This is a genomic window from Acetobacter fallax, assembly GCF_011516735.1.
In the GTDB taxonomy this organism is placed as follows: Bacteria; Pseudomonadota; Alphaproteobacteria; order Acetobacterales; family Acetobacteraceae; genus Acetobacter; species Acetobacter fallax.
In genome coordinates this window covers 1-8092 of record NZ_WOSX01000077.1, presented here as the reverse complement: position 1 = coordinate 8092, position 8092 = coordinate 1, and the positions used below count along the sequence as shown (strand labels likewise).

At 55.5% G+C, this 8092-nt stretch carries 9 protein-coding genes; 1 reads left to right on the top strand and 8 read right to left on the bottom strand.

Going from position 1 to position 8092, the window contains the following annotated elements:
* Positions 1 to 86: 86 nt before the first annotated feature.
* The 8 genes from GOB85_RS17950 to hmpA form a co-directional block, all read right to left on the bottom strand.
* The gene (locus GOB85_RS17950; protein ID WP_173578748.1) at positions 87 to 371 is read right to left on the bottom strand and encodes an AlbA family DNA-binding domain-containing protein; all 285 of its coding nucleotides are present in this window, start codon (positions 369 to 371) and stop codon (positions 87 to 89) included.
* A gap of 195 nt (positions 372 to 566) precedes the next feature.
* A complete protein-coding gene (locus tag GOB85_RS17945) occupies positions 567 to 860 on the bottom strand; it encodes a type II toxin-antitoxin system RelE family toxin (protein ID WP_173578749.1) in 294 nt (97 codons plus the stop codon).
* Complete coding sequence (locus GOB85_RS17940; RefSeq protein ID WP_173578750.1) at positions 857 to 1117, bottom strand: type II toxin-antitoxin system RelB/DinJ family antitoxin; 261 nt, start codon at positions 1115 to 1117, stop codon at positions 857 to 859. Before GOB85_RS17940 ends, GOB85_RS17945 begins: the two co-directional genes overlap by 4 nt.
* Before the next feature lie 290 nt (positions 1118 to 1407).
* Positions 1408 to 1710 (bottom strand): PAS domain-containing protein, encoded by a 303-nt coding sequence (locus GOB85_RS19840; RefSeq protein ID WP_231875798.1) that lies wholly within the window; start codon positions 1708 to 1710, stop codon positions 1408 to 1410.
* An 88-nt stretch (positions 1711 to 1798) separates the two neighbouring features.
* Positions 1799 to 2209 (bottom strand): DUF488 domain-containing protein, encoded by a 411-nt coding sequence (locus tag GOB85_RS17930; RefSeq protein ID WP_062020791.1) that lies wholly within the window; start codon positions 2207 to 2209, stop codon positions 1799 to 1801.
* Positions 2206 to 4548 carry a nitric-oxide reductase large subunit gene (locus GOB85_RS17925; RefSeq protein WP_062247520.1) on the bottom strand — a complete coding sequence of 781 codons (2343 nt, stop codon included), beginning with the start codon at positions 4546 to 4548 and terminating at the stop codon, positions 2206 to 2208. Before GOB85_RS17925 ends, GOB85_RS17930 begins: the two co-directional genes overlap by 4 nt.
* A 4-nt stretch (positions 4549 to 4552) precedes the next feature.
* Positions 4553 to 5653 (bottom strand): IS630 family transposase, encoded by a 1101-nt coding sequence (locus GOB85_RS17920; protein WP_019092710.1) that lies wholly within the window; start codon positions 5651 to 5653, stop codon positions 4553 to 4555.
* Positions 5654 to 5765: 112 nt separating this feature from the next.
* The gene (gene hmpA / locus GOB85_RS17915) at positions 5766 to 6980 is read right to left on the bottom strand and encodes an NO-inducible flavohemoprotein (RefSeq protein ID WP_062020783.1); all 1215 of its coding nucleotides are present in this window, start codon (positions 6978 to 6980) and stop codon (positions 5766 to 5768) included.
* Positions 6981 to 7064: 84 nt separating this feature from the next.
* On the opposite strand from hmpA, the gene GOB85_RS17910 reads away from it, so the two are divergent.
* Positions 7065 to 7508, top strand: coding sequence for an Rrf2 family transcriptional regulator (locus GOB85_RS17910; protein ID WP_062020778.1), 444 nt, complete (start codon positions 7065 to 7067; stop codon positions 7506 to 7508).
* The last annotated feature ends 584 nt before the right edge of the window (positions 7509 to 8092 follow it).

The following is an 8092-nucleotide window of genomic DNA, read 5'->3' as shown; positions in this document are numbered from 1 at the left end:
GCGCTCGGGTGATTTCAGTCCAGGCCATCTTGATCTCATCAGGTTATCGCAAACCCATGAATCATAACCCGCTGAAATCACTCAACTCATTTTCGGTCAGACACTAAGGCAAGAGTTTCCGCGCCAGTGTCATTAACCTCAACTCCTACTAGCGCATTGGGCTGCCCCTCGACTTCTTCAATTCCAACAATCAAATCACCACCTTGGCTATTTGCGAAAGCAGAGATATCTTTGAGGAATTCTTTGTTTCCTTCTTTATTTCGCGGCCACAAATCACGCTTGTATTCAAGCCTGCGGCTTTCTGGTATCTGATTGTCTATAAGCGACTGTAATTCGGCTATTGTAATTTCATTGAGGGCTCTCGTGAGCAATGTCGCCTCGCGTCATTCAAATCCACGCGAACACCGATAGATCAATGCACGCCATTGAAGTGATTTTAAAACGTAGATTCTGATGGGGAAAGAAGATTTTCCGGGTATGATTCGACGTCTACTTTCAGCAATACAGATTATCGAGCCCTGCGCCTGAGATGAAGGCAGGAGCTGACTTTCTACCGGAAAGTAAATTCACTCTATCCGCTTTGATGCTAATTCATAAATCTCATTATCGGCTCTTCGGCCAACGGCAATCACATAGATGACGATCCGTTCGTCGATGACCTGATAAACAAGACGGTAGCCATCTTTCAGAAGCTTGATCTTGTAAAACCCTGATAGGTCGCGATGAAGCTCGTTTCCTGGAGAATGAGGGTTCCAGATCAGCTTTTCCAGCTTCTTTTCAAATTTCTTGCGAACACTGCCGTCAAGAGCGTCCCACTCCCTGAGCGCTCTATCGTCGAATTCAAGACAATACTCTTTCATTCCCGATGACGGCTCTTAAGCTCCGCGAAAGTCATACGATGCTTTTGGGCAGGGTTTTTGAGACGTTCGCGGACAATCTCAATAAGCTGCGTATCCTCGTCTGTGACAAGCGTGCGCTTGACCGGAGAGCGGCCCGTTTCAGCAATATATGCGAGGGTATCGCGCAATGCATCAGAAAGTGAAATGCCTTGAGCGGACAGCTTTTCAACAGCAGCCGCCTTCAGTGTTTCATCTACCCGGAATGTAACAGCAGACATACAAAGCCTCCTTGCGTGTATGTACACATGTATCACATTTGTTTATACGAATGAAGCAAAAGATGGCCGATGCCGATGTCCGCTTTAGGGAAGCTAGATCGACCGCGGAAATGGTAGAGATGAGGCGAATGCCGCCTGTCTGTTCTGGTTCTCTTGGGCCGACAGGCGAGTTAGGGGGGTGGAATGTCCGTTGTTGGACGCTAGGATAGAGAACCAGATATTGCCACATGAGTAATGTTCCGGGAGTGGATTGATAGCTCACGGAGCACGGCACCCACATGCAATTCCTTTCAGCGCACCGGTCGAAGCCTTTTTTCGTGGGGCAACATGTGACAGGCGTGAACTTCATGGACGTTGAGATGGTCAGCCGCAGCGGCGGTATACTCGCATAGCCGACCGTCGGACGTCATCGCGGGAACGGCAAGCAACTCGTCCGCCACATAACGACTCTGACCGGTCTGAAGCACGCGATTCCATCCTTCCCGCTGCCGTACCTGTAGCTTTTCGAGAATGATGATATCAAGCGAGCGACCAAGAGCCTGATCTTTGGTGAACCCGAAGTTTCTTACCGCGCCCGGGTTCCAGAATCGGATGATCCCCCCGGGTCGGCGGCGAGGATCGCATCAGCGCGCGTTTCAAGCAACGCCCGAGTGAGGCGTTCTGCGAAATCAACGTGTTGTGTTATGACTGATCCCCTCGTCCATGGCTCGAAGATTTAACCGTCGCGACATCGCACAGAAAATCCCGAAGAACGAGTGCATGGTTATGGAGAGGATCATGCGCCGCATAAAGAAGCGTGATCCTGCTTTTCTTCGCCAGTCCCACAAGACGGGCGATCTCGGCATTTCCGTTTGAAAGCTCATGACGGTATCGCAGCCGGAATTCGTCCCAATGCGCCGGATCATGGCCGAACCAGTGACGCAGGTCCGGACTTGGCGCCACGTCCTTCAGCCAAAAATCCATCTTCACGTCGGCTTTGTGCAGCCCTCGCGGCCAAAGGCGGTCCACCAGCACGCGCAGGCCGTCGCTGGGCGCGGAGGCATCGTACACGCGCTTGAGCCTCACATCCGGAGTGTCATGTTGCGCCGTCATGACACGTTCTCCACCGGACGGCTCGCGGCAAGTGTCCTCGAACCGGGAATGAACCGCCGCATCCAACCAGGATAGACCGGCGTAAGCTTGACAAGAAAATCCCACGCCATAATCAGTGCACCAGCCGCAAAGACAACGTCGCCCGGCAGCCGCATCCATTGCCAGAACAGGGTCTTGTCATAGAATTCGGCGCTGCGGGCGTAAGCATAGCCATGCTGATAGACTGCGAGCAGTTGAGGCCAGCCGATTGGGAAGAAATTGAGCAGCGTCCACAAAACCAGTCCCGCATTGTAGAGCCAGAATGCCCACAGGCCAGCTCGTTCGGAGAAACCGGCTTTTTCAGCATGAATGTAACGCAGGCAGAAATAGATCAAACCGATCGCGAGTTCGCCAAACGCGCCGAAAAGAGACGAGTGCGCGTGGTTGAGCGTCAGAAAGGTGCCATGTTCATAATAGTTCACCAGTGGCGCATTCAGTAGACCGCCGCCATAAACCCCGGCGCCCACGAAGTTCCAGAACGCAGCACCGATGACATAGATGGTCCCGAGACGATAGCGGAAATCCTTCTGCTTCCTGATTATTCGATAGTGGCTGATTCCCTCCATGATAAGCAATACAAGTGGCAGCACCTCGATGAAGGAGAACATCGTGCCGAATGGGATCCACAGGCTCGGCTCGCCCGCCCAGTAAAGATGGTGCCCCGTGCCGATCACGCCACCGAGGAAGATCAGGATGACTTCGAAATACATGCCTCGCTCGGCGAGGCAGCGCGATATCAACCCCGTGGCCATCAGCGTCCAGGCAGTCATCGCCGCCGCGAAGAACTCGAAGGACTGTTCAACCCACAGATGGACGACCCACCAGCGCCAGAAATCCGAGATCGTGAAGGATTTCTCAATGCCCGTCAGCGGAATCATGCCACAGGCATACAGCAGTGCGACATTAACGGTAGACGCCCAGATGAGATGTTCCAGCCGGATATGACCGGACCAGAAACTGCGCGCCGCACGAGTCCACAATGAAACCGATGGCCACAGAGCCCGCATCACAAGGACGCTCCACAAAAGCAGTCCTCCGAAGAAGCCAATCTGCCAGAAGCGGCCGAGCTGGATATAGGACAACCCCTGATTTCCGAACCAGAACCAGTTGCCGTCGATCACCCCCATGACACCGAGATAGTTTCCCACCAGGCCACAGACCACTACGAAGACCGTTGCCCAGAACAGCGCGTCCACGAGCCAGCCCTGACCTTTGGCTTCTTTTCCATCGGCGATGACCGGTGCAAGAAACAGCGCCGCGCCGATCCACGACAGGCCGATCCAGACAATAGGCGCCTGAATATGAAGATCACGCATGACATTGAACGGAACGTATCGATTAATATCGATACCGTAAAAACTCGTCCGGTCGTAATACATATGGGCCATGACGGAGCCGACCAGAATCTGCACCAGCAGCAGTGCCGCAACCAGAAGGAAATATTTCCAGACTTTCCTCTGACTCGGTGTCAACGGATGAACGACGAGAAGCTCCGCGTCCCGAGCCGCCGTGTCTGCGTCGTTGAGCCAATATTCGTAGATAAAGAGCACGGCACCAAAAGCCAGAAAAACAAAGCCAAAGCTCGCCCATGTCCAGATGAAAGTCTCGCCCGTCGGAGCGTTCTCCACCAGCGGCTCGTAAGGCCAGTTCTGTGTCCAGGAATAGTTCGTGCCAGGACGCCATGCGACGGTCGTCAAAGCCGAATAGATCAGAAAGTCGGCCGTCTTGACCGCGAGCGCGGGTGAGAGACTCTGTGCTGCGGTCCAGCCGGCCTTGCGGTTCGGATGGAGCAGACCGTCCGCGGTTGCCATGCGGACGGACACGATCGCCGCCACAAGCTCGCCAGGCAGCGTCACAGTCGAGGCAGTTAGATCGAGATGATGAAGATCGTCGCGCATTTTCGCCGTAATGGCGTCCTGCCGCTCTTTCGGAAGATATGCGAACGCCGCACCATCGTCTGCGCTTGCGATGTTATCGCGCGTGGCGAGCGCCAGCCGCTTCATGATTGAGGCAGTGTAATCCTCGCCATAATAGGAGCCCATGCCATACAGGCTACCATAGTCCATCAGATCGGCTTTCTGGAAACCGCCCTTTCCTGAAACGATATCCGCACCTGTCATGAGAATGGAGCCGTCGGCCGAGACGAATTTCTCCGGCTGCGGAGGCGCACCCTTGTAGGTCGCTTGTGTCGTCCAGATGAGAAGCGCCGCAGTCAGAAGACCGGTCGCAAGGAGAATCCATTTCAGGACGGTACTGACCGGATCCGCGACCGGCCTGACAATGGAAGATGAGTCCGACATCGCACTAGTGTCCTGATTCTGAAGTTTCGCTGATTTTGGTAGTACGGAGGCAGAATCGCTTGACGGCCTGCAGGATGTCGTCGGCGGATCTGGTCCATTTGAAGGGCTTGGGCTGTTCGTTATGGACGGCGATGAAAGCCCTGATGTCGGCCTCCAGGGCTTCGGTCGAACGGTGAATGCCGCGCCTGATCTGCTTTTCAGTGACGAGAGCGAAAAACCGCTCCACCTGATTGATCCATGAGGCCCCGGTCGGCGTAAAATGAACGTGCCAGCGCGGGCGCCTGGCCAACCAGTCACGGATCAGCTTCGTCTTGTGGGTGGCATAGTTATCCATCACCAGATGGATATCGAGGTCAGTCGGCACATTGGTTTCGATCTGGTCAAGGAATTTGCGGAATTCCGTGGATCGGTGCTTCGGATAACACTTTCCAATGATGGTGCCGGTGGCAATGTCGAGAGCTGCGAACAGTGAGGTCGTACCGTGGCGGGTATAGTCATGTGTCCGCCGCTCGACCTGGCCGGGCCGCATCGGGAGCATGGGCTGGCTGCGATCCAGCGCCTGGATCTGGCTCTTCTCATCCACGCACAGTACCAGCGCACGCTCCGGCGGTGCCATATACAGACCAACGATGTCGCGGACCTTCTCCACGAAGAGAGGGTCGTTCGACAGTTTGAAGGTCTCTGTTCGATGCGGCTGTAACCCGAACGCTTTCCAGATGCGATGGATCGTTGACGGTGCATATCCCACGGCCTGTGCCATCGAGCGCAGCGACCAATGCGTAGCACCGCGCGGGGTTTCTTCCAGTGTCCGGCGGATCGTCTCCGCGATTTCCCCGTCGCCGATCGAGCGTGGTGTCCCCGGCCGGGGTTCATCGTAAAGCCCGTCCAGACGGTCCGTCGCAAAACGCCGGCGCCACTTGCCAACCGTGTTGATGTCCGCGCCCGTCAGGTCACGGATCGCCTTGTTCTCATGCCCATCGGCTGCGGCAAGGACAATACGGGCTCGCCGCGCAAGCGCCTGGCCCGTCTTGCGCGCCCTTGCCAGAGATTCCAGTTCCTGACGCTCCAATGCCGTCAGTTCAATCGCAACCGCTACACGTCCCATTCGATTACCCCTGCCATCAGGATAATCATATAAACTTCTCGATCAGGACACTAGCTCCTGATAAGGTCGTGTGAGGGGGCGCGCCCCCTCACTGTGAACGCCCAAAAAAATATCAGGCTGCGGAGAGAACCAGATCGGGGTCGGCGGCGGAGCCGAAGAACTCGTAACGGATCTGCTTCGCCGGCAGATTCTCGGTCCGTAGCGCGTCGACCATATCTCTCATGAAGGAATCCGGCCCGCAGATGTAATAGGTCGCGGAACGGTCGAGGTTCTGCTTTACCCAAGCGGTCGTGACACGCCCAGCGTGGGCGGCAACACCATGACTGACAGCGGGCACGCTCTCTTTCGCATAGAAGAAATCCGCCGCCAGAATACCTCGGCTGGCAAGGTCTTCGATTTCCGGACGGAAAGCTGCCAACGCCTCGGTATCCGCGCCGTGAACGTAGTGAATCTTCCGCTTCACGGATGTCTGCGCCAGCTCGCCGAGCATCGACATCACGGGCGTAAGACCAACACCGGCCGTCAGGAACACGACAGGAGATTCACTTGTCTCGTCGAGGAAGAAATCACCGGCGGGATTGGCAACCTGGAGCATGTCTCCCTCCTTCACCGTCTCATGCAACCATGTCGAGACGACGCCGCCATCCTGTTGTCGCACGCTAATGCGGTAATGATCCGCGCCGGGTTCCGAGGAAATGCTGTAATTCCGGCGCTGAGAGCCATGACCGGGAACATCCAGCTTGAAGCTGAGATACTGTCCCGCCTTATGGCGAAAGAGCGCGCCGCCGTCGACGGGAACCAGTTCGAACGAGGTGATTGTCGGAGTCTCGGCGCGACGTGAGCGAACGCGAAAAGCGCGCCATCCGGCCCAACCTCCCGGTGCGTCCTTATGCTCGTCGTAAATCTGCTTCTCACGGCCGATAAGGATATCCGCCAGAAACCAGTAGGCTTTGCCCCACGCCTCGGCGATCTCCGGCGTCGCGGCATCCCCGAGAACATGGCCGATCGCGCCGAGTAGCGCCTCTGCTACATATGGATAATGCTCGGGCAGGATGTTCAGACCGACATGCTTCTCAGCAATTCTCTCGACCATGCCGCCGAGCGCGCCGAGGTCGTTGATATGTTCGGCATAGCACAGCACTGCCAGCGCCAGCGCCTTGGGCTGTTCGCCATCCTGCTGATGGGAGAGATTGAACAGGTCGCGAATGGCCGGGGTGGAGAGCAGGCGCTTGTACATTTCTGTCGTGATGGCCGTTCCGTGCGCCTTCAGCGCGGGGACGGTCGCGGAGATGATCGCGCGCGTCTTGTCGTCGAGAGGAGCGGACATGGTGCCCTCCTTTAGGGTTTACGATCCGCACATCTTTTTGACCGTATTGGAAAACATGTCAAGTTGGTGCATCTTTACCCGACCATGAAACTTACGTTGCAAACCGACTATGCCTTGCGCGCCCTGATCTATCTGGGCGCCCGGACCGAACGACTCTGCTCCATTCGTGAAATCGCCATGGCGTACGGGATCTCGGAGGCACATATGGTCAAGGTCGTCCACAAGCTGGGCCAGGGGGGATTCGCCGAAACCCTGCGCGGTCGTAACGGTGGCCTACGGTTTGGACGGCCAGCGAAGGACATCATGATCGGCGATGTCGTATGCTATTTCGAAGAAAACATGGCTCTGCTAGGATGTCTGGAAAAGAGCGCTGAGACGACGCTCTGCAAGTTAATGCCCGCCTGCCGCCTGCGGAGCGGCCTTAATCAGGCAACGCAGGCGATGATGGCGGTTCTGAATGACTGCACTCTGGCAGACGTCATTACGCCCTTCGAGATCGCCCAACTGACGAAACGTGAAACGTCTTAATCATTTATTATTATTGGCCAGATGTTGAGTGTTAGATGGCCCTCAAGCGAATTGCAGCAATCAGATATATCCTTTGAACCAGGAGCATGGCGCCAAGATTCAAAAGTCCCGTTTACCTATAGCGACGCGTTCGCGAAGCTGCAGGACAGCGAAGTCGAGAAAGCCCCTGATCTTCAATGGCAGTAGATCATGACAGGTATAAAGAAGGCTGACTGGAACGGGGTTTGACTGTAAAGCCGCAAGCACAACTTGCAATTTTCCCTCTTTGACGGCCTCCATTGCCTGATAGAATAGCAATCTTGTCGCACCCACCCCGCTGTTATCCCGCATATCTCACAGAAATCTTGAGGACATGGCCAACGCTACACTCTGTCTGCATCGGGTCTCCGATCTCGCTCGCGGATTTTCCTTTTTCAACAAGAACTTTCACCAATTTCAGAGCCCGATGCACCCACTCGTGTGAGATATGCGGGCTAGGGCCTGTTAGATCTTAAAATACTTCCTATATTGTATGGATTGAAGAAGGAGACGGAACAGGCACTTTCACTGATGAGACATGGGCGATCTGGGAACCGCTGATTGAG